19 protein-coding genes, 2 tRNA genes and 1 pseudogene are annotated in these 25,020 nt (G+C 70.5%); 14 read left to right on the top strand and 8 right to left on the bottom strand.

The features are described from left to right. The first annotated feature begins 261 nt into the window (after nt 1-261). Nucleotides 262-1,041 (top strand): SAM-dependent methyltransferase, encoded by a 780-nt coding sequence (locus tag QQS16_RS16105; RefSeq protein ID WP_286062391.1) that lies wholly within the window; start codon nt 262-264, stop codon nt 1,039-1,041. Between the two features lie 120 nt (nt 1,042-1,161). Here the strand turns inward: QQS16_RS16105 and QQS16_RS16100 are convergent. Further along, nucleotides 1,162-1,332 (bottom strand): annotated as a pseudogene (locus tag QQS16_RS16100) (Fe-Mn family superoxide dismutase); the annotation flags it as partial. Between the two features lie 221 nt (nt 1,333-1,553). Beyond that, entirely contained in the window at nt 1,554-2,942 is a 1,389-nt protein-coding gene (locus QQS16_RS16095) for an amino acid permease (protein WP_286062390.1), read from the bottom strand. Between the two features lie 354 nt (nt 2,943-3,296). Between QQS16_RS16095 and QQS16_RS16090 the strand changes: the two genes are divergently transcribed. Then, the gene (locus QQS16_RS16090; protein ID WP_286062389.1) at nt 3,297-3,872 is read left to right on the top strand and encodes a biotin transporter BioY; all 576 of its coding nucleotides are present in this window, start codon (nt 3,297-3,299) and stop codon (nt 3,870-3,872) included. A 92-nt stretch (nt 3,873-3,964) separates the two neighbouring features. Here QQS16_RS16090 and QQS16_RS16085 read toward each other — a convergent pair whose 3' ends face one another. Further along, the gene (locus QQS16_RS16085) at nt 3,965-4,681 is read right to left on the bottom strand and encodes an LPXTG cell wall anchor domain-containing protein (protein WP_286066343.1); all 717 of its coding nucleotides are present in this window, start codon (nt 4,679-4,681) and stop codon (nt 3,965-3,967) included. Nucleotides 4,682-4,922: 241 nt separating this feature from the next. Between QQS16_RS16085 and QQS16_RS16080 the strand changes: the two genes are divergently transcribed. Beyond that, the gene (locus tag QQS16_RS16080) at nt 4,923-7,190 is read left to right on the top strand and encodes a serine/threonine-protein kinase (RefSeq protein WP_502963799.1); all 2,268 of its coding nucleotides are present in this window, start codon (nt 4,923-4,925) and stop codon (nt 7,188-7,190) included. 85 nt (nt 7,191-7,275) lie between these two features. Here the strand turns inward: QQS16_RS16080 and QQS16_RS16075 are convergent, their stop codons facing one another. After that, nucleotides 7,276-8,781 carry an amino acid permease gene (locus tag QQS16_RS16075; RefSeq protein WP_286062388.1) on the bottom strand — a complete coding sequence of 502 codons (1,506 nt, stop codon included), beginning with the start codon at nt 8,779-8,781 and terminating at the stop codon, nt 7,276-7,278. Between the two features lie 214 nt (nt 8,782-8,995). On the opposite strand from QQS16_RS16075, the gene QQS16_RS16070 reads away from it, so the two are divergent. Further along, nucleotides 8,996-9,481, top strand: a complete 486-nt coding sequence (locus tag QQS16_RS16070) for a ribose-5-phosphate isomerase (RefSeq protein WP_286062387.1) — start codon at nt 8,996-8,998, stop codon at nt 9,479-9,481. A gap of 241 nt (nt 9,482-9,722) precedes the next feature. Next, the gene (locus QQS16_RS16065; RefSeq protein ID WP_286062386.1) at nt 9,723-10,541 is read left to right on the top strand and encodes an Fpg/Nei family DNA glycosylase; all 819 of its coding nucleotides are present in this window, start codon (nt 9,723-9,725) and stop codon (nt 10,539-10,541) included. 124 nt (nt 10,542-10,665) lie between these two features. Here the strand turns inward: QQS16_RS16065 and QQS16_RS16060 are convergent, their stop codons facing one another. Beyond that, the gene (locus QQS16_RS16060; protein WP_286062385.1) at nt 10,666-11,907 is read right to left on the bottom strand and encodes a GNAT family N-acetyltransferase; all 1,242 of its coding nucleotides are present in this window, start codon (nt 11,905-11,907) and stop codon (nt 10,666-10,668) included. Between the two features lie 162 nt (nt 11,908-12,069). On the opposite strand from QQS16_RS16060, the gene QQS16_RS16055 reads away from it, so the two are divergent. Together QQS16_RS16055 and QQS16_RS16050 are read left to right on the top strand one after the other, a co-directional pair. After that, nucleotides 12,070-13,251 (top strand): PP2C family protein-serine/threonine phosphatase, encoded by a 1,182-nt coding sequence (locus QQS16_RS16055; RefSeq protein ID WP_286062384.1) that lies wholly within the window; start codon nt 12,070-12,072, stop codon nt 13,249-13,251. Between the two features lie 73 nt (nt 13,252-13,324). Continuing rightward, nucleotides 13,325-13,795, top strand: a complete 471-nt coding sequence (locus QQS16_RS16050) for an HD domain-containing protein (RefSeq protein ID WP_286062383.1) — start codon at nt 13,325-13,327, stop codon at nt 13,793-13,795. A gap of 241 nt (nt 13,796-14,036) precedes the next feature. On the opposite strand, the gene QQS16_RS16045 is transcribed toward QQS16_RS16050, so the two are convergent. Further along, a complete protein-coding gene (locus tag QQS16_RS16045) occupies nt 14,037-15,158 on the bottom strand; it encodes an acyltransferase family protein (protein ID WP_502963798.1) in 1,122 nt (373 codons plus the stop codon). Between the two features lie 617 nt (nt 15,159-15,775). Here QQS16_RS16045 and QQS16_RS16040 point away from each other — a divergent pair. Then, complete coding sequence (locus QQS16_RS16040) at nt 15,776-15,970, top strand: hypothetical protein (protein ID WP_059191782.1); 195 nt, start codon at nt 15,776-15,778, stop codon at nt 15,968-15,970. 80 nt (nt 15,971-16,050) lie between these two features. Here the strand turns inward: QQS16_RS16040 and QQS16_RS16035 are convergent. After that, nucleotides 16,051-16,121: transfer RNA gene (locus QQS16_RS16035), tRNA-Gly, on the bottom strand. Between the two features lie 128 nt (nt 16,122-16,249). On the opposite strand from QQS16_RS16035, the gene QQS16_RS16030 reads away from it, so the two are divergent. The 5 genes from QQS16_RS16030 (at nt 16,250) to clpX (ending at nt 21,053) form a co-directional block, all read left to right on the top strand. Then, a tRNA-Pro gene (locus QQS16_RS16030) sits at nt 16,250-16,326 on the top strand. Nucleotides 16,327-16,568: 242 nt separating this feature from the next. Continuing rightward, nucleotides 16,569-17,966, top strand: a complete 1,398-nt coding sequence (tig, locus tag QQS16_RS16025; protein ID WP_286062381.1) for a trigger factor — start codon at nt 16,569-16,571, stop codon at nt 17,964-17,966. A gap of 290 nt (nt 17,967-18,256) precedes the next feature. Beyond that, nucleotides 18,257-18,865: an ATP-dependent Clp protease proteolytic subunit gene (locus QQS16_RS16020; RefSeq protein WP_286066341.1), complete on the top strand. Its 609-nt coding sequence runs from the start codon at nt 18,257-18,259 to the stop codon at nt 18,863-18,865. A gap of 49 nt (nt 18,866-18,914) precedes the next feature. Further along, on the top strand, nt 18,915-19,595 hold the full coding sequence (locus QQS16_RS16015; RefSeq protein WP_286062380.1) for an ATP-dependent Clp protease proteolytic subunit: 681 nt from the start codon (nt 18,915-18,917) through the stop codon (nt 19,593-19,595). 171 nt (nt 19,596-19,766) lie between these two features. Then, entirely contained in the window at nt 19,767-21,053 is a 1,287-nt protein-coding gene (gene clpX / locus QQS16_RS16010) for an ATP-dependent Clp protease ATP-binding subunit ClpX (protein ID WP_286062379.1), read from the top strand. 70 nt (nt 21,054-21,123) lie between these two features. Here clpX and QQS16_RS16005 read toward each other — a convergent pair whose 3' ends face one another. Continuing rightward, entirely contained in the window at nt 21,124-22,065 is a 942-nt protein-coding gene (locus QQS16_RS16005; protein WP_286062378.1) for a hypothetical protein, read from the bottom strand. A gap of 136 nt (nt 22,066-22,201) precedes the next feature. On the opposite strand from QQS16_RS16005, the gene QQS16_RS16000 reads away from it, so the two are divergent. After that, a complete protein-coding gene (locus QQS16_RS16000; protein ID WP_286062376.1) occupies nt 22,202-24,826 on the top strand; it encodes a valine--tRNA ligase in 2,625 nt (874 codons plus the stop codon). The last annotated feature ends 194 nt before the right edge of the window (nt 24,827-25,020 follow it).

Raw genomic sequence — 25,020 nt, 5'->3', positions numbered from 1 at the left:
GTAGGCCGCCGCCGCCCCGAACGGGAGCCGGGAACCGGCCGCGCCGCATGGGGCGACACCCGGACGGGTGGCGCGACGCGTGCCGGGTGGCGGAGCCGGCCGGGCTGTGGACACGGGCCGCGGGCTGCCGGCCGGGGTGCGGTGACGGGCCAGGCGGTCGGCGAACTCCGCCCGGACGGCGACCGTTCCGCCGCGACCGCACCGCTCCTCTCTTCCCCGAAGTGCCCCGCGCACCGGACTTGGCCGTAGCACGATGAGCGCATGACGGAGATCGACACCTCGGTGCCTCATTCTGCGCGGATCTGGAACTACTGGCTCGGCGGCAAGGACCACCACCCGGTGGACGCGGCGGCCGGCGACGCCTACGCCGCCGTCTTCCCCGGGATCGTCACCATCGCCCGCGCCAGCCGCGCCTTCCTCGGCCGCGCCATCCGCCATCTGGTGCGGGAGGCGGGCATACGGCAGTTCCTGGACGTCGGCTCCGGCCTGCCCACCGTGGCCAACACCCACGAGGTCGCCCAGCGCCACGCTCCCGAGTCCCGGATCGTCTACGTGGACGACGACCCCTTGGTCCTCGCGCACGCCCGTCCCCTGCTCACCTCCACCCCCGAGGGCGCGACGGCGTACGAGGCCATCAGCCTCTTCGAGCCGGAGCGCATCCTCGAGGCCGCCGCCAGGACCCTCGACCCGGCCCGGCCCACGGCCCTGATCCTCAGCGGCGTCCTCGGCCACTGCGCCGACCACGACCAGGCCCGCGACCTCGTCAGCCGCCTCCTGGCCGGTCTCCCCTCCGGCAGCCACCTCTGCGTGAACGACGGCTCCCGGGGCACCGACCCGGCCTACGAACAGGCCCAGGACGCCTACAACGAGACCGGAGCGGTCCCGTACTTCCTGCGCCCGGCCGACCGGATCGCCGCCTACTTCGAGGGACTGGAGCTGGTCGACCCCGGCGTGGTGTCCGTCCCGCTCTGGCGCCCGGACCAACACGACACCGACCCCGAACCGATCGGCCAGCACGGCGGCCTGGGCCGCAAGCCCTGACCTGAGCCCGTCCGGCCCGGAGCGGCCCCGCGAGTCACGTCCTCGCGGGGCCGCTCCGGCATTCCGCCCGCCGCCGTGAAGGGTGAGAAGACGATCACGAGGCGGGACGACCGTGGGGTGCTACGGCGTCAGCGGCGGCACGTCCGCGCGGGACGTGGCGGCGGTGTAGCGCCGGGCGACGTCCTGCCGGTTGACGACCTGCCACATCGCCTCGACGAAGTCGACCTTCTGGTTGCGGCACAGGAGGTAGAAGGCGTGCTGCCAGGCGTCGAAGACCAGGAAGCGTGCAGACGGGCATGGCGGGTCCCCTCCGGCCTCTTATTGCAACTTAATTGCATGTGCAGGCTAGCAACAAGAAGCGGTGTGCGGGCAACAGGAAGGCCCTCACGTGTGTCACGTGAGGGCCTCTTCCGCGGCCGTACCCGGCCGTCGTCCCGGCTGCGGCCGGCGTGTTCGTGGCCCGGCTCGGCCGTGTCCGTGGCCGGCCGAGATCGCGGCTGCGGTCCGGTGGCTCAGGCCTTGGCGCGCGCCTTCTGCCGGGCGAAGCCGACGGCCGCCAGGAACACCGTCATCGCACCCGTCGAGTACAGCTGCACCCGCGTGTCCGGCTCCCGGGCCATCAGGACGAGGACCGCCGCCATGCCCGCCAGCGCCACCCACGTCAGCACCGGGAACGCCCACATGCGCACGGCCGGTGTCCCCTGGGTGTCCCGCTCCAGCCGGCGGCGCAGCCGCAGCTGCGAGACGGCGATGAGGATCCAGACGACCAGGATCACCGCGCCGATCATGTTGAGCAGCCACGGGAAGACGTCATCCGGCCGCCAGTAACTGAGCACCACGCAACCGAAGCCGAACACGCAGGACGCGAGCACCGCGACGCGGGGGACCCCGCCCGACACCCGGCCCAGCGCCTTCGGGCCCTGTCCGCGCTCGACCAGGGAGTAGACGATGCGCGAGGAGCCGTAGATGTTGGCGTTCATCGCCGACAGGAGCGCCACCAGCACGACCACGTTCATCACCTGGCCGGCGCCCGGAATGCCGAGGTGGTCGAGGGCGGCGACGTACGGGCCCTTCTCGACGACCGCCTTCGAGTCCCAGGGGACGAGCGTCACGATCACCGCCATCGAGCCGATGTAGAACACCGCGATCCGCCACATCGCCGTACGGACCGCGCTCGCCACGCCCCGCACCGGGTCCTCGGACTCGGCCGCCGCGATGGTGACCGTCTCCAGCCCGCCGTACGCGAAGAGGGAGGCGAGCAGACCGATCACCAGACCCTCGCTGCCGTTCGGGAGGAAGCCCCCCTCGCCGGTGAGGTTCGCCATGCCCGGCGCGTCCGTGCCGGGCAGGACACCCGCGATGGCCAGCCCGCCCAGCACCAGGAACAGCGTGATCGCGCCGACCTTGAGCGCCGCGAACCAGAACTCGAACTCGCCGAAGTTCTTCACGGCGGCCAGGTTCGCGCCGCAGAACACCGCCATGAACAACGCCACCCAGGCCCACTCGGGCGTGCCCGGCAGCCAGCCGGTGACGATCTTCGCGGCGCCGATGGCCTCCAGACCGACGGCCGTGCAGAGCAGGATCCAGAAGGACCAGCCGGCGGTGAACCCCGCCCACGGGCCGATCGCCCGTTCCGCGTGCGCCGAGAAGGAACCCGACGACGGGTACGCGGCCGACATCTCGCCGAGCATCCGCATCACCAGCATCACGAGGAGGCCGGACAGGGTGTAGGCGACGACGATCGACGGCCCGGCGGCGGCGATGCCGGCGCCGGAACCGACGAACAGCCCGGCGCCGATCACCCCGCCGAGGGCGATCATCGACAGATGGCGCTGCTTGAGGCCGGGGGAGAGGGAGACGTCCTGTGCCGTGGGCGGCGTCTCGGTGGTGGTGCTGGGCATGGCGCGGCCGGTCCAGTGCGTGAGAGGGCAAAAACGCCCACAGTCTGGGCGGTCCGGGCAGCCGGACGAGCAACCTGACCACTATGTGGACGCCTCCGACGCGGAGGGTGAGGAATCGCTCACGCCTCTCCGTTTGGAGAGTCCCCACAGTCGGCGCCCGGTGAGCACACGTGAGCGAAACGTCCCTGCCTCCGTGACCCGTATCACGCGGCGTCGGGTGTAACCGGTGTTCTTTGTACGGAGCCCACCAAGCGCGCGCTCCAGCCTTTGTCGAGCGTCGACGGTGAACCGCGCGAGTGCGCTGGGATAGCGTCACCTTGTCCCGACATGCCCACATCACTCCGCGGAGTCCCCATGAGCACCGCCGCCGCCCCCGCCCGCACCGGACAGGTCCTCGCCGACCTGCTCCCCGCCTCCCGGGTGCGGGACATCGCGCTCGTGGCAGGCGGCGCCGCGCTCACCGGCCTCGCCGCCCAGGTCGCGCTGCCCGTGCCGGGCTCCCCGGTGCCGGTGACCGGCCAGACCTTCGCCGCGCTGCTCGTCGGTACGACGCTCGGCGCGAGCCGCGGCTTCTCCGCGCTGGCCCTGTACGCGCTCGCCGGTCTCGCCGGTGTGCCGTGGTTCGCGTCCGGCACCTCCGGCGTCTCCGTCTCCTTCGGCTACATCCTCGGCATGATCCTGGCGTCCACGGTCGTGGGCGCCCTGGCCCGTCGCGGGGCCGACCGCTCGATGCCGCGCATGGCGGGCGCCATGCTGGTGGGCGAGGCGATCATCTACGCCGTCGGCGTCCCCTACCTCGCCTACGCCGCCGACCTCACCTGGTCCGCCGCCGTCGCGGCCGGCCTCACCCCGTTCCTGATCGGCGACGCCCTGAAGGCGGCCCTGGCGATGGGCGTCCTGCCCACCGCCTGGAAGCTCGTCAAGCGCTGACTCCCCTTTCCCCGAAGAGGCTCGCCGGGTCGCATCGCGACGTCAGTCCGGCGAGCCTCTCGCGTGTCTCGGGGCTTCGAACCGTTGCGGAGTCAGTTCGTCCGCGGCCCCGGCCGCCGCCGCGACCACCACACGCCGGCCGCACCGGCCGCCATCAGCGCCGCTCCCGCCGCGCCCAGCGGCGCCACGCCGGGGCCCGTCTTCGGGAGCTCGTCGCTTCCCGGCGCGACCGGCTTGTTGTCGGTGCCGAGCAGCAGCGGGGTGGCCGGGGCGTTCGGCGACGGGTTCGTCGTACCGAACGGAACCGGGCCCTGCTGCCAGAACGTCTTCTTCCCGTCGCTGGTCTGCACCGGCAGACAGATCTTCCCGGTCTTGCCCAGATCGAACGTGGCATCGACGGCGTACGACTTCGACCGGCCGGCCGCGAGATTGTCGATGGAGCAGGCGTAACCGCTGTTCGAGCCCTCCGGCAGATTCTTTTCGTCGATCGGGGAGCAGCCTTGAACGTTCTTGACCGTAAGGCCGTCGAAGCCGACGACCAGAAGCCGGATCTTTCCGCTTTCCTTGGTCCCCTCATTCTTCACCGTGGCGGTGATGTCCGTTTCTTTCGAACCGTTGTCGACCGAGATCTTCTCCGGCAGCAGCGTCGTGAACCGCACGCCCGTCGGCGCCTTGTCCACCACCTTTCCCCCCTTGCTGCTCCCCGGTCCCTGGTCTTCCGCACCGGCCGTGCCGGAAAGGATCATCACGGCCGAGAAAGATGCCGTGACCAGCGTTCCGGTGATGGCCGTCGTACGACGAGAACTCATGTTCGTCCCCCTTTGCTGCGCCTGAATTCGCAGTACTTGAAGAGGTACCACAAGATTTCTCCGCACTATGCTGATACGGCTCGAAGTGTGACCATTGTGTTTCAGTCGAGAAGGCGCTGAGAAGCACCGAGAAGTATTGAGGGGGTGCAGCGGATTGCCGGGGAACAAGAGCAGCGATGGAGTTCCAGGGGTGCTGGTGGCGGGGCGCTATCGATTGGTCGAAAGTATCGGCCAGGGGGGAATGGGGCGGGTGTGGCGAGCCGCCGACGACATACTCGACCGCCAGGTCGCGGTGAAGGAGATGCGCATCGACGGCCTCGACGCCGAGGACGCCCGCACCCGCCGCGAGCGCACGCTGCGCGAGGCCCGGGCCACGGCGCGGATCGACCATCCCAACGTGGTGCGCGTGTACGACGTGGTGGACGAGGGCGAACGCCTGTGGATCGTCATGGAACTGGTCTCCGGCCGGTCCCTGGAGCGCGTCATGGCGGAGGAGGGCCCGCTGGGCCCGCGCGAGACGGCACTGCTCGGACTCGGCCTGGTGGAGGCACTGCGGCAGGTGCACGAACGGGGCGTGCTGCACCGGGACATCAAGCCCGGCAACGTCCTGGTGGAGGACGGCGGACGGTCCTCGGCCGCTCCCCGGATCGTCCTCACCGACTTCGGCATCGCCGCGATCCAGGACGCCAAGGCGCTCACCATGGTCGGCATGCTGGTCGGCTCGCCCGACTACATGGCCCCCGAGCGCGTCTCCGGCCGCCCGCAGGGCCCGCCGTCGGACGTGTGGTCCCTCGGCGCGACCCTGTGCGCGGCGATGGGCGGCCGCTCCCCCTTCTCCCGCGACACCACCCTGGCGACCCTGCACGCGGTCCTCTACGAGGAGCCCGAACTGCCGCCGAGCGCCGGCCCGTTGCGGGACATCCTGGCCGCGCTCCTGGAGAAGGACCCGTCCGTACGGCCCGGTCTGGAGGACGTGGCCACCGCGCTCCGGCCGCTCGCGTCGGCGATGCCCACGCCGACGGTCCTGGCGGGGGGACCGGAGGTGAGGGGCCCGGAGGAGGCGGCTCCGGAGGGTGAGGCTACGGCGGAGCGGGCTGGGGAGGAGGATCCCCGGACGGGACCCCTGCTCGTACCCGGTCCGGAGCCGCTGGAGACACAGGGGGTGCCGGGGAAGCCGGGGACGCCGGGGACGCCGGAGGTCAGCGACGCGGTGCCTTCCGTCCCTCCCGTATCCGAGGAGGCGGCCCCGACCCCGGCCCGGGCCTCGGTTCCCGCCCGCGCCCCCGACTCCGGGAAGACCCGGTCCCTGCGCGCGCTGCCCGATCCCAGGCGTTCCGCGCCGCCGCCGCCGCCGACGACGGAGCCGGGAGCCGAGGCCGCCACGCCGGGAATCCCTGCGCCGGCCAACGCCTCCACCGAAGCCGCGTCGGAAAGGCGCTCGGAGACCCGCTCCGAGACTCCGTCCGGCAGCCCGTCCGGCAGCCTGTTCGGCACCTCGTCCGGCATCTCCCCGGGAGCCGTTCCCCGAGGACCCGCCGGAGGACCCACGGCCGGAGGACCCGCCGGGGGAGCCGCGGCCGGAGGACCCGCCGCAGGGGGACCCGCTGCCCGTAGGCCCGGTTCCGGCGCCGGCGTGTCCCTCGCCCGGGCACAGGCGGAGACGGAGAGGCGCCCCGCCCCGGTCCCCGGGCCCGCACCGGTCCCCGAGCCGGCCCCCACCCCCAGGCCCGGATCCGCCGCGGCTCCCGCACCCACCCCCGTTCCCGACCCCACGCAGAGCGCGACCGCGGGCCGGCCCACCGCCACCGGCCCGCACCCCCTCGCCATGCCCCCGGGTGAACTGCCGGGCCCCGCCCTCCCGGCCGCGCCCCGTCCTCCTGGCCGGCACCGGGCCGCGCTCCTGGCGGCCGTCGGCGCGGTCACCGCGGGCGTGGTCGTCGCGATCGTCCTCGCGGCGACCGCCGGGTCACCGGACGACAACACCACCGCGGGGTCATCGCCGTCGTCCACGGCCTCGTCCCCGCCGTCCGGCACCCCGGGCGACAGCCCGGCGCCCACGGTCGGGGGCACGTCACGTCCGCAGAGCCTGCCGCCGGGCGCGCACCGGGAGGCGGGCGGGTTCGCGTGGGCCACGCCGCCGGGCTGGCGGCGGGACGTGAAGACGGGGGCGGAGGTGCACTACACGTCCCCCGACGGCACCCAGGAACTCGCCGCCAAGTCCGCCCTCGCCCGCGGCGACCTGATGGAGTCGTGGGAGACCTCGGAGCAGAACGCCCGCCAGGGGCAGGCCTACCGGAAGATCCGCCTGGAGGAGACGACGTTCCGCGGCCATCCCGCTGTCGTCTGGGAGTACACCTTCACGCTCAAGGGCGTCCCCTGGCACGCCCGCCTGCTGGGTTTCAACGCGCACGGCAAGTCGTACCAGGTCAACACCTGGTACCAGCCCGAGATCGAGGCGCAGGCCCTGGAGACGTACGCCGAGGTGAGGGACAGCTTCACGCTCGTGTGACCGCGAGGACGGCGGATCGGGGACGGCGGACGGGAAGGGCCCGCGGCGCGTACGCGCCGCGGGCCCTTCCCGTCCCTCACCGGACTCAGCCGGTGGAGACCTTGTCGGCGGACTCGGAGGGGCCTGACTCGGCGGGACCGGTGGGCCCGGCCGGCCCGGCGGTGGCGACCCGCCCCCGCAGCACCCTCTCCTTCACGACGGCGACGGCGAGCACGACCGCGGCGACGAGCAGGGACAGCAGCACCGTCCGGCGTCCGTCGTGCTCGGTGTCGGTGAGCATGTAGCCGAGGATGAAGACGATCAGCGCGGCGGTCGCCCAGGTCAGATACGGGTACAGCCACATCTTCACGACCAGCTTCTCCGGCGCCTCGGCCTGGATGATCTTCCGCATGCGCAGCTGCGAGAAGCAGATGACCAGCCACACGAACAGGGCCACCGCGCCGCTGGAGTTGACCAGGAAGAGGAAGACGGAGTCGGGGAACTTGTAGTTGAAGAACACGGCGACGAACCCGAACACGACGGAGGCCACGATCGCCGCCAGCGGCACCCCGCGGGAGGTGGTGCGGGCGAAGGCCTTGGGCGCGTCCCCGCGCTCACCGAGCGAGAACGCCATGCGGGAGGCCGTGTAGAGGCCGGAGTTGAGACAGGACAGCACCGAGGTCAGCACGATGAAGTTCATGATCTGACCGGCGTGCGCGATACCGAGGGAGTCCAGGGCGGCGACGTAGGAGCCCTTCTCGGCGATCGAGGCGTCGTCCCACGGCAGCAGGGTGACGACGACGAAGATCGAGCCCAGGTAGAACACGCCGATCCGCCAGATGATGCTGTTGGTGGACTTGGTGACGGCCCGCTGCGGGTCCTCCGACTCACCGGCCGCCAGGGTCGCGATCTCGCTGCCCATGAAGGAGAAGACGACGAGCAGCACGCCGGTGAGGATGGCGCCCGCCCCGTGCGGCAGGAAGCCACCGTGGTCGGTGAGGTTGCCCAGCCCGGCCTTGTCGCTGTCCACGCCGGGCAGCACCCCGAACACGGCCAGCCCGCCGACGACGATGAACGCGCCGATCGCGACGACCTTGATGCCGGCGAACCAGAACTCGAACTCGCCGTAGGAGCCGACGGAGACGAGGTTGGTGGCGGTCAGCACCACCATGACGAGCAGCGCCCAGCCCCACTGCGGTACGGCGGGTATCCACCCTTCGAGGATCTTGGCCCCGGCGGTCGCCTCGACGGCGAGGACGACGACCCAGAAGAACCAGTACAGCCAGCCGATGGAGAACCCGGCCCAGCGGCCGAGCGCCCGGTCGGCGTGCGCGGAGAAGGAGCCGGAGGTCGGGTTGGCGGCGGACATCTCGCCCAGCATCCGCATCACCAGCACCACGAGCGTGCCGACGAGGGCGTACGACAGGAGGATGCCGGGTCCGGCGGTGGCGATGCCGGAGCTGGACCCCACGAAGAGGCCGGCTCCGATGACGCCACCGATGGCGATCATCGACAGGTGACGGTTCTTGAGTCCTGCCTGGAGGCCGCTGCCGGGTTCGCCGGGGGCTCCAGGGGCATGACCGGCCTCGGGGAGGGTCGGCTGCGAGGTCATGGACGAATTTCCTTTGCGCCGGTTGAGCTGTTCCCCGTACGAGCGGTGTACGAGGCCTACGAATCGGTCCAGTGAATCGGAGGCAAAGTGAAAGGTGAACCTTTGATTCCGGATCGTTACTTGAGGTTTTCCTGAGGTTCCATAGCGTTGCCCGCAGTTTTCGACCGATGCCCCCGAGGCTGCTGCCCCGAAACGTCCGTGTCACACTCGTCGTATGCGCGTGTATCTCGGCTCCGACCATGCGGGCTTCGAACTCAAGAACCACCTCGTCGACTGGCTCCGGGCGGCCGGTCACGACCCCGTGGACTGCGGCCCCCACATCTACGACGCCCAGGACGACTACCCCCCGTTCTGCCTCCGCGCCGCGGAGCGGACGGCCGCGGACCCGGACGCCCTCGGCGTCGTCATCGGCGGCTCCGGCAACGGTGAGCAGATCGCCGCGAACAAGGTGAAGGGCGTGCGCGCCGCACTCGCCTGGAGCGAGGAGACGGCGTCCCTGGGCCGCCGGCACAACGACGCGAACGTCGTGGCGGTGGGCGCGCGCATGCACACCCAGGAGGAGGCGACGAAGTTCGTCGAGACCTTCCTCGACACCCCGTTCTCCGGTGACGAGCGTCACATCCGCCGCATCGACATGCTCGCCGCCTACGAGACCACGGGCGACCTCCCCCCGATCCCCGCCCACCACCCCCAGCAGTAGCCCGCACCGCCGTTCACCGGCGTCCACGGACGGCCCTGACCACATCCGTGCGCCCGGGGAACGGCCGTGCGTCTCAGCCCGTCCGGCGGCCGAGCACGAGGCCCTCCGGGCCGGCCGGGGTCAGGGGCGGAGCCCCGGCGGAACCCGGCTGGGCAGCGCCCCTCGGGACGGGAACGGGCAGGGGCGGCGGGGGCGACATCCCTCCGCGCCCACCCCACCCGGCAGACGAACAGGAGCAACCGTGCCAGAGGGGCACACGATCCACCGGCTGGCCCGGGACTACGCCGCCGCCTTCCTCGGCACGACCCCCCATGTCACCAGCCCCCAGGGCCGATTCACCGACGCCGCCGCCCTCCTCACCGGCAGGGAACTGACCCACACCGAAGCCCACGGCAAGCACCTCTTCCTCGGCTTCCGCGGCAGCGCCCACGTCCACATCCACCTCGGCCTCTTCGGCAAGGTCGCCTTCGGCCCGTCCCCCGCGCCCCCGCCCACGGACACCGTCCGTCTCCGCCTCGCGCACAGCACGGCGTACGTCGACCTCCGCGGCCCCACCACCTGCGCCCTGATCACGCCCGCCGAGAAGCAGGCGATACACGACCGCCTCGGCCCCGACCCCCTGCGCGAGGACGCGGACCCGGACGCCGCGTACCGCCGCATCTCCCGCAGCCGGACGACGATCGCCGCCCTGCTGATGGACCAGAAGGTCGTCGCCGGCGTCGGCAACGTCTACCGCGCCGAGGTCCTCTTCCGGCACGGTATCGACCCGTACCGCGCCGGCACGGACCTCACTCCCACCGAGTGGGACGCGATCTGGACCGACCTGGTCGAGCTGATGCGCGACGGCGTCCGCGACAACCGCATCGACACCGTCCGCCCGGAACACACCCCGGAGGCGATGGGCCGCCCGCCGCGCGTCGACGACCACGGCGGCGAGGTCTACGTCTACCGCAGGGCCAACCTGCCCTGCCACCTCTGTGGCGGCGAGATCCGCACCGCCGATCTCGCCGCCCGCAACCTCTTCTGGTGCCCGACCTGCCAGAAGAGCAAGGCCGGTTGAGCCCTCCGCGGACCGGGCCGACCCGGCCCGCGGAAGACCGGACCAGCCGCACCCTCACCGGAACCGAACCGGCCGAGCCGTCATCCTTGCCCCGGCACTCGGCCCCACCCCGCGCCGGCCCCCGTCAGAACCCGTGCGGCAGCCAGGGAGTCACCACCGACCCGAACCCCACGGCCGCCTCCGCCAGCGCCCCCTGCCGCACCTCCCGCACCCGCCCGGCCCCGGCCAGCGAGGCCAGGCTCACACCGCCGAGGTAGGCCGCCCCCAACTCCCGTACCGTCAGGGCGAGATCCACCGAGTCCGTGGTACGACCGCACGACGCGCCCTTCGCGTCCCCGGTCAGCCGCCAACGCCCCGCGTTCCAGGGGCAGAAGTCGTCCTCGACCTCGAACACCACGTCCACCGGCGCCTGATAGGTGCGCGCCTCCAGCGCCGCCCCGACGTCCACCAGCCGGACGAACAGCGAGTCCCGCACGTGCAGCCCGCACCGCCGGATGTCGTTCGCCATGGACATCCAGGGCTCGTCCAGCGGGCGGCTCAGCGCGGTCAGCGACGAGGTCAGGTCGATGTCGAACAGGAACCGCCACAGCGCGGCGTGCGCCGCCGGGTCCAGCGCCTCCGTGTCCTGGAGGACCACCACGCCCTTGGGCCCGGCGGTCTCCCACCCCGGCCTGACCCGGAAACGCGCGTACCCGACGATCTCGTCGTCCCGTTCGGCGACCACGCACTGCAGCGGCGACGCCCCCTCCCGGTCGCTCTCCGGGTCGAGCACCCGGAGCCGCTCCCATCCGGGCAACCGCGCCAGCATCCCCGGCCGGCCGGGCACCCGGCGCGCGTACACCGCCTCGCAGGCGTCCAGGACGTCCGCCGGCGCGGCGTACCGCAGGCGTACGTCATCGGTGCCGGGCGGCACGGACAGCCGTACGCGGGTCGTGTCGACGTCGATGTTGGTGCCGTAGGTGGCCGCGGCGTATCCGAACCGGCCGTAGATCTCCGGCTCGGAGGCCGTCAGGACCGCCAGCGGCCAGCCCCACTCCCGTACGTCGTCCAACTGCCGCCGCATCATGGAGCGCAGCACCCCGCGCCGGCGGTGCGTGGCGGCCACGCTGACCATCGTCACACCCGCGGCGGGCACCGAGGCGCCGCCCGGCACGGTCAGCCGGAAGCTGAACGCCCCGGCCGTCCCCACGCACGCGTCGCCGTCCCAGGCGCCGATCGAACGGTCCAGCTCCGTGAGGGAGTTCCACAGCTCCCGCTCCTCGGACGCCTCCGGAACCCCGCCGAAGGCCCGGACCAGGTTGTCGTACCACTGGTCCCAGTCATGCTGTCGCAGCACCCGCAGGTCAGTACTCGTCGCAGTCCCCATGGACCATGCCTACCAGGGCATTGCGGGACGGGCCAGGGAATTTCGACTTGGGGGCGCCGAGGTGGCCTTCTGTGACGTTCACTGTGAAGTTGAGCCTCGGACGGGGGACAAGTGGGACCTCCCGTGCCAAGCGGCTGGTCCGATGGATAGGGTCCCGAACTAATGGCAGCAGGACGAGAGCGGCGCGCGGAAGCCGAGACGTTCACGGCCCGGTTGAAGATGCAGTGGCACCGGGCCCGCGTAGGCATGCGCAGAAGCGCCGTGGACTACTTCCGCGGCGACGGCTCGGACTGGGTGGCGCTGGTCGGCCTCCTCCTGACGGTGCCCCTGATCGCGGCCACCACACTCATGAACTCGGTGTGGTGCTCACCGGCCGCGCTGGTGCTGCCGATCGTCGCGGGCGGCCTGCTGCTGCGCCCGGCGAGCCTGCTGGGTCTGTACGCGGCGGCGGCGACCGCGCTGATCGTGGAGTCGGTGCAGCTCGGCCCGTACACGGAGGGCCCCTCCCGGGTCACCCCGGGCGTGGTTCTGGTCGTGGCGGCCTGCGGACTCTTCGGGCTGCTCATCGCCCAGTTCCGCAGCCGGGTCGGCGTGCCCTGGCGGCGCGGCGGCACCATGCTCTTCGACCTGCGTGAACGCATCCGGGTGCAGAGCAAGTTGCCGCAGCTGCCGCAGGGCTGGCACCGGGAGATGGCGCTGCGCCCGGCGGGCGGCCAGTCGTTCTCCGGTGACTTCGTTGTCGCGGCCCGCACCAACGGCGGCCGCACGCTGGAGGCCGTCCTCACGGACGTGTCCGGCAAGGGCATGGACGCGGGGTCGCGGGCCCTGCTGCTGTCGGGCGCGTTCGGCGGTCTGCTCGGGTCGCTGCCCCCGCACGCCTTCCTCCCGGCCGCGAACGGCTACCTCCTGCGCCAGGACTGGGACGAGGGCTTCGCGACCTCGATCCACCTGGTCCTCGACCTCGACTCCGGCGACTACGAGCTGTACTCCGCGGGACATCCGCCGGGCCTTCAGCTCAGCGCGGGCAGCGGCCGGTGGGAGGAGAAGGCCGCCGAGGGCCCGCTGCTCGGTGTGTACGACGGCGCCCAGTTCGACCCCGTGAAGGGCTCGCTGCGTCCCGGTGACGTGTTGATGCTGTTCACGGACGGTCTGGTGGAGACAGCCGAGCGCGACATAGTGGAGGGCATCGACCGCCTCACCGGCGAGGCCGACCGTTACGTCGCCGGCGGCTTCCACGGGGCCGCCTGGCACCTGATCGAAGCGGTGGCGAAGGACGTCAACGACGACCGGGCGCTGCTGCTGATCTGCCGGGAGGGCCCGACGGCCCAGGCGGCCCCGCGCTGAGACCGCCCCGGCCCGCACACACCGCGGCCGCACCGCGGGCCCGCGCGGGCCCGCGCGGCGGGACACTGGACGTGTGACGCACACTCCCGAGCAGCTGACCCTGGCCGAAGTAGAGGCCACCGCCCGCACCGCCCACGCCGGCCAGACCGACAAGGCCGGGCGGCCCTACGCCGAACACCTCCAGGCCGTGGCCGAAGGGGTGAGCGCGCGGGGCGGCGACGAGGACCAGATCGCGGCTGCCTGGCTGCACGACGCCGTCGAGGACGGCGCACTGTCCGAGCGATGGCTGGAGGAGGCCGCACTGAGCCGCCGGACGAAGGACATCGTGTACGCGGTCACCAAGCGGGCCGGGGAGACCCCGGAGGCGTACGCCCGGCGCATCCTCACCACCCCGGGCGCCCTGCTGGTGAAGGAGGCGGACCTGGCGCACAACGCGGACCCGGCGCGCCTCGCCGTACTGGACGAGTTCACCCGCAGACGGCTGACCGAGAAGTACACGCGGATGCGCGCGCTTCTCGGTCTGGTCGACAGACGAGGGCGATGACGGACGACGACGCCGAGGACGGTGACGGGTACGGGGCCGGGGACGGCGGTGAGGCCGACCGGGAACGACGGGGTGGCTAGTGCCGTGGCAGGCGACGTTCGCCCCGTCGCGACGCCCGGCACCCCCTCTCGCCGCACCGGCCGAAAGCCCGAGTACATCCAGTACGAGGGCTTCCGGCCGGCACGCCGAGAGCACGCACCGGACGCCGCTCCTTGACGGGCGAACGTTGCCTGCCGCGGCACTAGACGCCGGCCTTCTCGCGTACCGGGCTCTTCGCGCGCTGCTCGCGCCCACGGGCCTGCTCGGCGGCGTCGGACCTGAAGGCCCAGGCCATCGTCGGTTCCATCGCGAACCGGAACACCCGCCGCACCGGCGAGGTGCACAGCAGGGTCACGGCGACGGCCGCGAGGACGCTCACGAGGATCTCGCCGAGCGGCCGGTGCAGCCAGGCCTGGTCGAACCAGCCCGCGTAGTCGCCGGCCTTGATCAGGAAGCCGTGCAGCAGATAGCCGTACAGGGTGCCCGCGCCGAGCGCCGTGAACCACAGGTTCCGGCCCGGCACCCAGGAGAAGAAGCAGGCGGTCAGCAGCAGCGAGCAGCCGAACATCGCGAGGACCATGACCGGCCCGGTCCACCAGGGGGCGCCCAGCTCCTGCGCCGCGTCCCGGTGGTAGAACCACGACGTGTTCATGCGCGGCACGGCCCACCAGCCGACGGCCAGCGCGGCCGCGAACACGGGCACCGACACGATCCTCATCGCCCGCCGGCGCACCAGCCGGAAGTGTTCGGGCTTCAGGCACAGACCGAGCACGAAGTACGGCAGGAACTGCAGCACGCGTTGCAGGTCGAGGTCGTCGCCGATCTGCGGGCTGACGGTCGCCAGCATCGCGATGCCGAGCGCGACCGGCAGCGGCCACCGCACCAGCTTCCAGACCGGTGTGGTCATCCGCCAGATGAACAGCGCGCACAGGAACCAGGTCAGGAACCACGGGTCCAGCAGGCTGATCTCCCGGTCCGACGAGTCGCCGGCGACGTACTTGAAGAGGGAGTAGGCCGTCTCGAAGACGACGTACGGCACGACCACGCCGGTGATCAGTCGCTTGAGCCGGTCGGCGCGCAGGTCGAAGCTGCGCGAGAAGAAGCCGGAGATGATGATGAACGCCGGCATGTGGAAGGCGTACACGACCGTGTACAGGGCCTCCAGGGTGCGGCTGTCGCCCTTGACGGGTTCCCAGGAGTGACCCACGGCGACCAGGACGATCGCCAGGTACTTGGCGTTGTCGAAGAACGCGTCGCGCCGGCTGCCGGGCTTGCTCCGGGGCTGGTGCCGGTGCTGGTTCTGCGGCGAGCGCGGACTGGGCACTCCGTCCGCCGACGACTGCGTCGGGGGGAGCGGCGCTCGGTGGGGGTCGTGCGGTCGCAGCGAGTTCGTCACAGGGACCTCGCTGGGCTTGCGGGGGACGAGGCGGCGTGGAACATCTGAGGCACCCTAGCTCCGGCTGCGCGCTTTCGTAAAACCCTCGATGTCATTCCTGGTTAATGCCTTCGCGTACCCGCGTTTTCGTGAAGTTGACAGCGATTCGGCGTGATGGCCGCCACATGCGGACCGTCCGCGAGAGCGTCGCACATGCGCCCTGCTTGTCACCATTCATCCCTACTAAATAGTGCATTATCGGCATGCCGTGCGACCTGTCGATGCCTTGTGTGACGGCAATTCGAATTACCTGCGAACACATTGTGTGGACACGGAAACGATGCGGTCCAATTCCCTGTGCGGGTGGCTCCTCGAATTGCTGTGCGAGGGCGGCGACTGGGGGCGGTGCGCACCCGCCGACGCGTGGCGGTCCGGGGCGACCATGGCCAACGTTGGGTCACGCGCCGCATATGCGGGCTGTGTTGGTGGCACGATGGTTCTGGCGGGGGTGCGCGGGGTGGCATCCCCGGGCCGGGAGAGCGGACCGACCGAGGGTGTGATCAGTTGTGGCCATTTCGCTGTCAGTGGTGCTGCTGTTGGCGATCATCATGGTGGTGTTGATCCGGGGAGGCTCGCTCAAGGCCGGCCCGGCCGTAGTCGCTGTGCTCTTCGGCTTCTTCCTCGCCTCGACCGGCATGGCCGACGACATCCAGCGGTTCCTGAACTCGATAGCGGAGACCATCAACTCGATCCAGTTCTAGCCATGGATCGCCCGGTCCGCCGCAGAGCAGAAAGGCCTCCGGCCCGGTCCTCGGAAGGACCGGGCCGGAGGCCTTGTCGGAGCGGGCGACGGGAATCGAACCCGCGTAGCTAGTTTGGAAGACTAGGGCTCTACCATTGAGCTACGCCCGCACAGCGCGCCGCGGTTCGGTGACCACGGCACAGGAGGCATCGTAGCGGGTCGTCCCCCCTCGTCGCACACCCCGTCAATCCGGCGGTCCGACGGCCTCGGGGCATGTACCCTACGTGTCGCACCAGCACGGGGTGTGGCGCAGCTTGGTAGCGCGTCCGCTTTGGGAGCGGAAGGCCGTGGGTTCAAATCCCGCCACCCCGACCACTTGCCGGCCGTCATCGGTCCGTCATCGGAACGCCCGCAGGACCACTCGCAGGACCGCCCGCACGATCACCTCGGGTGATCGCGTCCCCTGATCGCCTTTGGGGCCGTGTCGCCGCTGCCGTTACTATGCAAGCTGCACGCCCGTGTGTCTCTCCCTGCGAAGTCCTCCGGGCGGCGAATTTGCCCGGAGCCGGTCTGGCAGCGGGCAGAACCCAAGAAGTCAGCCACAAGGAGACCGAACCGTGAAGAGCGCCGTGGAGACCCTGAACCCGACTCGGGTTCGGCTCACTGTCGAGGTGCCCTTCGAGGAGCTCAAGGACAGCCTCGACGCGGCGTACAAGAAGATCAACCAGCAGGTCACGGTGAAGGGCTTCCGCAAGGGCAAGATCCCGGCCCGAGTCATCGACCAGCGGTTCGGTCGCGGCGCCGTACTCGAGGAGGCCGTCAACGACGCGCTTCCGAAGTTCTACACCGAAGCGGTCAACGAGGCCGAGCTCAACGTCCTGGGCCAGCCCGAGGTCGACATCACCGAGCTGAAGGACGGCGAGACGCTGAACTTCACCGCCGAGGTCGACGTCCGCCCCGCCCTCGAGATCCCGGACTACTCCGGCATCGAGGTCGAGGTCGACGCGGTCGAGGTCAGCGAGGAGGACGTCGACAAGGCCGTCTCCGACCTGCGTGAGCGCTTCGCCTCGACCTCCCCGGTCGAGCGTGCCGCCCAGGACGGCGACGTCGTCACCCTCGACCTGGAGGCCAAGGTCGACGGAGAGGTGCTGGAGGACGGCGTCGCGAGCGGCGTCTCCTACACCATCGGCTCCGGTGAGCTGCTGGACGGCATCGACGACGCCGTGACGGGCCTGGAGGCCGGTGGCGAGGCCACCTTCGCCTCCGAGCTCAAGGGCGGCTCGGCGGCCGGCAAGGAGGCCGAGGTCACCGTCAAGGTCACCCAGGTCGCCGCGCGCGAACTCCCCGAGCTGGATGACGAGTTCGCGCAGCTCGCCTCCGAGTTCGACACCCTCGAGGAGCTCCGCGCCGACAGCCGCAAGCGCCTGGAGAACATGAAGCAGTACGACCAGGCCACGCAGGCCCAGGAGCGCGTCCTGGAGAAGCTGCTGGAGCTCGTCGAGGTGCCCGTCCCCGAGAAGCTCCTCGAGGAAGAGGTCAACACCCGCAAGCACAACCTGGAGCACCACCAGCTCGGCCAGATGGGCCTCGACCTCCCGAAGTACCTGGAGATCCAGGGCAAGACGGAGGAGGAGTTCGAGACCGAGACGCGTGAGGCCGCGGTCAAGGGCATCAAGACCCAGTTCGTCCTCGACGAGCTGGTCAAGCAGGAGAAGCTCAACGTCAACCAGGAGGAGCTCACCGAGCACCTCATGCGGCGCGCGGCCTCCTCCGGCATGTCCCCCGACCAGTTCGCCCAGGCGGTCGTCGAGGGCGGTCAGGTCCCGCTGCTGGTCGGCGAGGTCGCCCGCGGCAAGGCCCTGGCCGTCGTGGTCGAGAAGGCCACGGTCAAGGACACCAACGGCGAGATCATCGACCTGGAGGACGAGGAGGAGGAGACGGAGGCCGCCGAGGCCACCGAAACCCCCGCCGAGGCTCCGGCCGAGGAGAAGACCGAGGAGAAGACCGAGGGCTGAGCCCACGGCGCTGTCAGGTCGTACGGAGGGCCCTGGGGTGCACCAAGCCCCGGGGCCCTCCTGCCGTACGGCGGGACGGTTCCCCGGTACGACGGGACGGCTCCGGCCGGCGCGAGCGACCTGCGCTCACAGCGAACAGTTCCTTTTGCGGGATTCCCCGAAGGGACCCGCGCGTTAGGGTCCATGAGTACGAGGGCAGGGGAGTCCCCGAGCCCCCCGAGCCCCGGCAGAACACGTAAGACGGCCCGGACGCCGTCGTAAGACGAGCAGGTGGATACGTGACGAATCTGATGCCCTCCGCCGCCGGCGACCCCTCCATCGGTGGTGGCCTCGGCGACCAGGTATACAACCGGCTGCTCGGCGAGCGGATCATCTTCCTCGGCCAGGCGGTCGACGACGACATCGCCAACAAGATCACCGCACAGTTGCTGCTCCTTGCCGCTGACCCCGACAAGGACATCTACCTCTACATCAACAGTCCCGGTGGCTCGATCACGGCCGGCATGGCGATCTACGACACCATGCAGTTCATCAAGAACGACGTGGTGACCATCGCCATGGGTCTGGCCGCTTCCATGGGCCAGTTCCTGCTCAGCGCGGGTACGCCGGGCAAGCGCTTCGCGCTCCCGAACGCCGAGATCCTGATCCACCAGCCGTCCGCCGGTCTGGCCGGCTCGGCCTCCGACATCAAGATCCACGCCGAGCGGCTGCTGCACACCAAGAAGCGCATGGCCGAGCTCACCTCGCAGCACACCGGCCAGAGCATCGAGCAGATCACCCGTGACTCGGACCGCGACCGCTGGTTCGACGCGCTCGAGGCCAAGGAGTACGGCCTCATCGACGACGTGATCCCCACGGCCGCCGGTATGCCGGGCGGCGGCGGCACCGGGGCGGCCTGAGCCCCAGTACAGCCCCCAGCCGACCGCCACAGCCCCAAGGAGACAGAAAGTGAACGACTACCCCGGCAGCGGCCTGTACGACCGCACACGCGCCGAGCTCACCGTCCCGGCGGCCGAGTCCCGCTACGTCATCCCGCGCTTCGTCGAGCGCACCTCGCAGGGCGTGCGCGAGTACGACCCGTACGCGAAGCTCTTCGAGGAGCGTGTGATCTTCCTCGGTGTGCAGATCGACGACGCGTCCGCCAACGACGTCATGGCGCAGCTGCTGTGCCTGGAGTCGATGGACCCCGACCGGGACATCTCGGTCTACATCAACAGCCCCGGTGGCTCCTTCACCGCGCTGACTGCGATTTACGACACCATGCAGTTCGTGAAGCCGGATGTCCAGACGGTCTGCATGGGCCAGGCCGCCTCGGCCGCCGCCATCCTGCTGGCCGCCGGTACGCCCGGCAAGCGCATGGCGCTCCCGAACGCCCGTGTGCTGATCCACCAGCCGTACAGCGAGACGGGCCGGGGCCAGGTCTCCGACCTGGAAATCGCGGCGAACGAGATCCTCCGGATGCGTGCCCAGCTGGAAGACCTGCTGGCCAAGCACTCCACCACGCCGATCGAGAAGATCCGCGAGGACATCGAGCGCGACAAGATCCTCACGGCCGACGACGCGCTGGCGTACGGCCTGATCGACCAGATCATCTCCACCCGGAAGATGAACAACGCCTCCGTCCGCTGACGCGGAGGATGTATCGTCTGCCGCCCCTTGGCACGGTTTGACACGCTGCACGTCAAAGTGAACCGCGCCAAGGGGGGCCCGAACGGGGGGCTCGGCAAGGTACCGTCGGACATAAGGCAGCACCAGGAGCCGCTGGACCTAGGCGTCTCCCAGGCGAAGGGGAAGCACACCGTGGCACGCATCGGTGACGGCGGCGATCTGCTCAAGTGCTCGTTCTGCGGCAAGAGCCAGAAGCAGGTCAAGAAGCTCATCGCAGGGCCCGGTGTGTACATCTGCGACGAGTGCATCGACCTCTGCAACGAGATCATCGAGGAGGAGCTCGCCGAGACGAGCGAGGTCCGCTGGGAGGAACTCCCGAAACCCCGCGAGATCTACGAGTTCCTCGAGGGCTACGTGGTCGGCCAGGAGTCGGCCAAGAAGGCCCTCTCGGTCGCGGTGTACAACCACTACAAGCGGGTCCAGGCCGGTGAGAACGGCGGCGCGCAGGGCCGCGACGACGCCATCGAGCTGGCGAAGTCCAACATCCTCCTGCTGGGCCCGACGGGCTCCGGCAAGACGCTGCTGGCCCAGACCCTGGCCCGGATGCTCAACGTCCCGTTCGCCATCGCCGACGCGACGGCGCTGACGGAGGCCGGCTATGTCGGCGAGGACGTCGAGAACATCCTGCTGAAGCTGATCCAGGCGGCGGACTACGACGTCAAGAAGGCCGAGACCGGGATCATCTACATCGACGAGATCGACAAGGTCGCCCGCAAGAGCGAGAACCCGTCGATCACGCGCGACGTCTCGGGTGAGGGTGTCCAGCAGGCCCTGCTGAAGATCCTGGAGGGCACCACGGCCTCCGTTCCGCCCCAGGGCGGCCGCAAGCATCCGCACCAGGAGTTCATCCAGATCGACACGACGAACGTCCTGTTCATCGTGGGCGGCGCCTTCTCCGGACTGGAGAAGATCATCGAGTCCCGGGCCGGCGCGAAGGGCATCGGCTTCGGCGCGACGATCCGCTCCAAGCGGGAGCTGGAGGCCAAGGACCGGTTCGAGGACATCATGCCGGAGGACCTGGTCAAGTTCGGCATGATCCCCGAGTTCATCGGCCGCCTCCCCGTGATCACCTCGGTCCACAACCTGGACCGCGAGGCCCTGCTCCAGATCCTGATCGAGCCGCGCAACGCGCTGGTGAAGCAGTACGAGCGGCTCTTCGAACTCGACGGCGTGGAGCTGGAGTTCGAGCGTGAGGCGCTGGAGGCCATCGCCGACCAGGCGATCCTCCGCCAGACCGGCGCCCGTGGCCTGCGGGCCATCATGGAGGAAGTCCTCCAGGGCGTCATGTACGAGGTCCCGTCCCGCAAGGACGTGGCCCGCGTGGTCATCACGGCCGACGTGGTCCTCTCCAACGTCAACCCCACCCTGATCCCGCGGGATTCGCGGGGGCGGGGACCGGGGGAGCAGAAGACGGCGTAACCGCCGACGAGCGCACACGGAAGGGGCCCCGGTCGACCGACCGGGGCCCTTCGTCGTTCCGTGGTGCGGGTCAGGCCTTGACGCGGACGTCCTTGCGGACCTTGGCGGTCAGGTCCGCCGCGCCTGACAGGTCAGCCGCCTTGCCGGCCATCGCGTCGGCCAGGTCGAGGGGGATGATGACGCCCAGCGTGCTGTGGTCGCCCCAGATGCACACCGGCACACTGACCTCGCTCGGACCGGTCGAGCCGGCCGAGGAGTCGCCCTTGACCTTCGTCTCCTGGCACTTGAGGACGGCGCCTTCCAGGCCGCTGGGGGTGAAGGCCTTCGGGCTGCCCACGGCCTCACCCTCGCCGTCCTCACTGGCGCTCTTCTTCATCTCGGTGAACATGCCGTCGACGACCGCCTCGGGGTCCTCGATGTCCCCGTAGACGCCCATGAAGTTGACCATCTTCATGGCGAAGGGGTTTTCCTCGCTCCCGGACTGGTAGCCGGCGTTCACGTCCTTGGCGTTCTTCACGCCGTGCTTCTCGGCGTCCTTGATGTCGTCCTTGTCGAAGCCGCCGCTGTCGGCGTCCTCGGCCTTCTTGTACTCGCCGTTGAGGACCGTCGCCGGCGTCGTCAGCTTGTGCGGGCCGTCGTCCGCGACGTCCGAGGAGCCGCCGCCCCCGCCGATCACGAAGTACGCGCCCACCGCGATGGCCGCCACCACGGCGACCGCGCCGATGACGAGGCCCGTCTTCTTCTTGCCGCCTCCCGGAGCCGGCGGCTGCGGCGCGCCGTACGGAGCCTGGCCGTACGGCGGCTGCTGCTGGCCGTAGGGGGCCTGCTGGCCGTACGGCGGGGTCTGCGGCGGGGCGCCCTGGCCGGGCTGCTGCGGGTAGCCGTAGCCGGGCTGGGCCGGAGGGGCCTGCTGGGGGTAGCCGTAGCCGGGCTGCGGGGCCTGCGGCTGCTGGCCGTACGGTCCGGGCTGCTGGGGCTGCCCGCCGTACGGGCCCGGCTGGTTGTGACTCATTCCTGGGTTCCCCTCCAGATACTTATGTGTTCACGACATCCTGGCGCAGGCGCGGGTCGCGCACCGCATCGGGGCCCTCACCGTTACACAACAAAGGCGTTTCGGGACTGCCCCGTGACACCCCTAAACTGAGCGGGTGACCGAGAACGCTCAGCAGCAGCCACCAGCGCCCGACACCGAACTGCCGACCCAGTACGCGCCGGCCGACGTAGAGGGGCCGCTGTACGAGCGCTGGGTGGAGCGGGGTTACTTCGAGGCCGACGCGAAGAGCGACAAGCCTCCGTACACGGTCGTCATCCCGCCGCCGAACGTCACGGGCTCGCTGCACCTCGGGCACGCCTTCGAGCACACCCTCATCGACGCCCTGACCCGCCGCAAGCGGATGCAGGGCCACGAGACGCTGTGGCAGCCCGGCATGGACCACGCCGGGATCGCCACGCAGAACGTCGTGGAGCGGGAGCTCGGCAAGGAGGGCAAGTCCCGGCACGACCTGGGCCGGGAGGCCTTCGTCGAGCGGGTCTGGCAGTGGAAGGCCGAGTCCGGCGGGCAGATCAGCGGGCAGATGCGCCGCCTCGGCGACGGTGTCGCGTGGTCGCGTGAGCGCTTCACCATGGACGAGGGTCTCTCGCAGGCCGTCCAGACCATCTTCAAGCGGCTCTACGACGACGAGCTGATCTACCGCGCCGAGCGCATCATCAACTGGTGCCCGCGCTGTCTGACCGCCATCTCGGACATCGAGGTGGAGTACCAGGACGACGACGGCGAGCTCGTCTCCATGAAGTACGGCGACGGGGACGAGACGATCGTCGTCGCCACCACCCGCGCCGAGACCATGCTCGGGGACACGGCGGTCGCCGTCCACCCCGACGACGAGCGGTACAAGCACCTGGTCGGCAAGCTCATCAGGCTGCCGCTGACGGACCGTTCCATCCCGGTCGTCGCCGACGAGCACGTCGACCCGGAGTTCGGCACGGGTGCCGTCAAGGTCACCCCGGCGCACGACCCGAACGACTTCGAGATCGGCCAGCGGCACGACCTGCCCGCCATCACGATCATGGACGAGCACGCCGTCATCACCGCACACGGCCCCTTCCAGGGCCAGGACCGGCTGGAGGCCCGCTCCGCGATCGTCGCCGCGCTGCGCGCCGAGGGCCGGATCGTCGCCGAGAAGCGGCCGTACGTCCACAGCGTGGGCCACTGCTCGCGCTGCAAGACCACCATCGAGCCCCGCCTGTCCATGCAGTGGTGGGTCAAGGTCGGCCCGCTGGCGAAGGCGGCCGGTGACGCCGTCCGGGACGGGCGCGTCAAGATCCATCCGCAGGAGATGGAGAAGCGGTACTTCGACTGGGTCGACAACCTCCACGACTGGTGCATCTCACGCCAGTTGTGGTGGGGGCACCGGATCCCGGTCTGGTACGGGCCGAACGGCGAAGTCGTCTGCGTCGGTCCCGACGACGAGGCGCCGACCGGTGAGGGCTGGCGGCAGGACACCGATGTCCTCGACACCTGGTTCTCCTCCGGCCTGTGGCCGTTCTCCACGCTCGGCTGGCCCGAACAGACCGACTCGCTCGCGAAGTTCTACCCGAACTCCGTCCTGGTCACCGGCTACGACATCCTCTTCTTCTGGGTCGCCCGGATGATGATGTTCGGCCTGTACGCGATGGACGGCACCCCGCCGTTCCACACCATCGCCCTGCACGGCATGGTCCGCGACCAGTTCGGCAAGAAGATGTCGAAGTCCTTCGGCAACGCGGTCAACCCGCTGGACTGGATGGACAAGTACGGCTCCGACGCCCTGCGGTTCACCCTCGCGCGCGGCGCGAACCCGGGCGTCGACGTCCCGATCGGCGAGGACTGGGTCCAGGGTTCCCGCAACTTCGCCAACAAGATCTGGAACGCCACCCGCTTCGCGCTGATGAACGGTGCGACGGTGGACGGGCCGCTGCCCGAGCCGTCGGCGATGTCGGCGACCGACCGGTGGATCCTGTCCCGGCTCAACTCCGTGGTCGCCGAGGTCGACGCGTTCTACGAGGACTACCAGTTCGCCAAGCTCTCCGACGCGCTGTTCCACTTCGCGTGGGACGAGGTGTTCGACTGGTACGTCGAGCTGTCCAAGACCACGTTCCAGGCGGGCGGTGAGGCGGCCGAGGTCAGCAAGCGCGTCCTCGGCGAGGTCCTCGACGTCACGCTGCGCCTGCTGCACCCGGTCGTCCCGTTCGTCACGGAGACGCTGTGGACGACGCTGACCGGGGGCGAGACGCTCGTCATCGCCGAGTGGCCGGCGGACAGCGGCTTCCGCGACCCGGGCGCCGAGCGGGAGATCGGGACGCTCCAGTCGGTCATCACCGAGGTCCGTCGCTTCCGGGCCGACCAGGGGTTGCAGCCGGGGCAGCGGGTCCCGGCGCGTCTGTCGCTGGACGGTACGGCGCTCGCCCCGCACGAGACGGCCATCCGGCAGTTGCTGCGGCTCCAGCCGGAGGGGGACGCCTTCACGGCGACGGCGACCCTGCCGGTCGGGGGTGCCGAGGTCGCGCTCGACCTCTCCGGCACGATCGATGTGGCGGCGGAGCGGAAGCGGCTCGCGAAGGATCTCGCCGCGGCGGAGAAGGAGAAGGCGCAGGCGCACGCGAAGCTCGGCAACGAGGCGTTCCTGGCGAAGGCGCCCGATCAGGTGGTGGAGAAGATCCGCACGCGGCTGGCGAAGGCGGACGCGGACATCGCGCGGATCGCGACGCAGCTCGACCGGCTGCCGCAGGCGTAGTCCTCGCCCCCGCTGCCCCTTCCCGTTCCCGTCCTTCTGGGGCTCCGCCCCAGACCCCGCTCCGCACACGCCGGAGGGGCTGATCTCAGCCCCTCCGGCGTGTGCGGACGAGGCCCGTCCAGGGCCGAAGCGGGGGTCCGGGGGCGGCAGCCCCCAGGGACGGGACAGACCGGGGCGGCGGGGGCGAGGAACGC

Source organism: Streptomyces sp. ALI-76-A (assembly GCF_030287445.1).
Classification (GTDB): domain Bacteria; phylum Actinomycetota; class Actinomycetes; order Streptomycetales; family Streptomycetaceae; genus Streptomyces.
This window is presented reverse-complemented; position numbering and strand designations above follow the sequence as displayed.

What these genes read in the sequence shown, in the direction of transcription:
- QQS16_RS16080 (WP_502963799.1), top strand. Translation starts at nt 4,923, where the DNA reads ATGGGGCGGGTGTGGCGAGCCGCCGACGACATACTCGACCGCCAGGTC.
- QQS16_RS16075 (WP_286062388.1), bottom strand. Translation starts at nt 8,781, where the DNA reads ATGACCTCGCAGCCGACCCTCCCCGAGGCCGGTCATGCCCCTGGAGCC.
- QQS16_RS16020 (WP_286066341.1), top strand. Translation starts at nt 18,257, where the DNA reads ATGCCCTCCGCCGCCGGCGACCCCTCCATCGGTGGTGGCCTCGGCGAC.
- QQS16_RS16055 (WP_286062384.1), top strand. Translation starts at nt 12,070, where the DNA reads ATGGCAGCAGGACGAGAGCGGCGCGCGGAAGCCGAGACGTTCACGGCC.
- QQS16_RS16090 (WP_286062389.1), top strand. Translation starts at nt 3,297, where the DNA reads ATGAGCACCGCCGCCGCCCCCGCCCGCACCGGACAGGTCCTCGCCGAC.
- QQS16_RS16105 (WP_286062391.1), top strand. Translation starts at nt 262, where the DNA reads ATGACGGAGATCGACACCTCGGTGCCTCATTCTGCGCGGATCTGGAAC.
- QQS16_RS16095 (WP_286062390.1), bottom strand. Translation starts at nt 2,942, where the DNA reads ATGCCCAGCACCACCACCGAGACGCCGCCCACGGCACAGGACGTCTCC.
- QQS16_RS16070 (WP_286062387.1), top strand. Translation starts at nt 8,996, where the DNA reads ATGCGCGTGTATCTCGGCTCCGACCATGCGGGCTTCGAACTCAAGAAC.
- QQS16_RS16085 (WP_286066343.1), bottom strand. Translation starts at nt 4,681, where the DNA reads ATGAGTTCTCGTCGTACGACGGCCATCACCGGAACGCTGGTCACGGCA.
- QQS16_RS16060 (WP_286062385.1), bottom strand. Translation starts at nt 11,907, where the DNA reads ATGGGGACTGCGACGAGTACTGACCTGCGGGTGCTGCGACAGCATGAC.
- QQS16_RS16005 (WP_286062378.1), bottom strand. Translation starts at nt 22,065, where the DNA reads ATGAGTCACAACCAGCCGGGCCCGTACGGCGGGCAGCCCCAGCAGCCC.